The organism is Photorhabdus akhurstii (assembly GCF_018448925.1).
In the GTDB taxonomy this organism is placed as follows: domain Bacteria; phylum Pseudomonadota; class Gammaproteobacteria; order Enterobacterales; family Enterobacteriaceae; genus Photorhabdus; species Photorhabdus akhurstii.
Genome location: NZ_RCWE01000143.1, coordinates 1 through 336, shown reverse-complemented (window position 1 = coordinate 336; position 336 = coordinate 1). Strand labels below are relative to the sequence as shown.

Sequence of the window (336 nt, the reverse complement as noted above, 5' to 3'; positions counted from 1 at the left end):
CCACGCTCAAGCCCTTTTTGTTCAAGCTGTTCTGCAATAGTCATCAACATCGTTTCATGCTCCGGAGATTGTTCAATCAGTTGATGGACAAATTGGGAGAGATCCAGCGTATGCCCATTCAGTAAAAATAAAAACAAAAATGCCGATCTTGAATATCGGCATTTTACTGTAAAAGAGAAGATGAATTTAATGCTTTAACGCTTCAATTTTATCCCGGCTCAGTCCGGTACTGGTGACAATAATGTCTAAACTCACGCCATGCCGTAATAAGGCACGAGCCGTTTCCACTTTACCTTTCTCTCGGCCTAGTTCAATACCTTCCTCTCGACCTAGCTC

The 336-nt window shown here is 42.6% G+C and carries 1 pseudogene; it reads right to left on the bottom strand.

Annotation, left to right across the window (positions count from 1 at the left end):
- A pseudogene (locus tag EAE93_RS24955) lies at nucleotides 1-131 on the bottom strand (ISNCY family transposase); the annotation flags it as partial.
- Nucleotides 132-336: the final 205 nt, after the last annotated feature.